Annotated in this window: 1 protein-coding gene; it reads right to left on the reverse strand. The window is 65.4% G+C overall.

All coding sequences use genetic code 11. The features are described from left to right. On the reverse strand, window positions 1-615 hold a 615-nt coding region (locus WDW90_RS37860), incomplete at both ends, for a MarC family protein (RefSeq protein WP_336492839.1).

The raw sequence follows: 615 nt of genomic DNA on the forward strand, positions 1-615 counted from the left end.
CCCGTCGAATACGAACTGCACCGCAAGGCCCGCGAGCAGCACCCCCATGATCCGGCCGGCAACGTCTGAGCCGGTCCGACCCAGCCAGCGCATCAGCACCTCTCCGGCCCGCAAGGCAATGTAGGTCAGCAGGAGACAGATCACGAGCATCGCCAAGACGGCGGCACCCTCAACCATGTCCTCTGCGCGGCCCATCAGGAGAACCACAGCCACCAGGGCGCCAGGGCTTGCGATCACCGGAAAGGCCAGCGGGAAGACGGCGATGTCGCCCGGTCCTCTTGCCTCCTTCTTCTCACCCTCGCTGAGCGATGACAGGCCGGGGCTCGAGAAGACCAAGGTTAGAGCCTGGAGGAATAGCATGATGCCGCCCGCCACCTGGAAAGCCGGTACGCTGACGTGAAGGTAGTCAAGGATCGGCGCGCCGCCGAGCGCGAAAGCGAGCAGCATGACGCCGGCGATGAGTACCGAGCGCAAGGCAAGCCGTGCGCGCTCGGGCCGGTGCACGCCACTCGTCAGACTCGCAAACAGCACCGCCGTCTCGATCGGTCCGATCGTGGCGAACAGCGTGACAAACGCGGATGTGATGCTTGGTGACACGTGCGCTGTCACGCTGCC

The sequence above is a fragment of the Methylobacterium nigriterrae genome, from assembly GCF_037106235.1.
In the GTDB taxonomy this organism is placed as follows: domain Bacteria; phylum Pseudomonadota; class Alphaproteobacteria; order Rhizobiales; family Beijerinckiaceae; genus Methylobacterium; species Methylobacterium nigriterrae.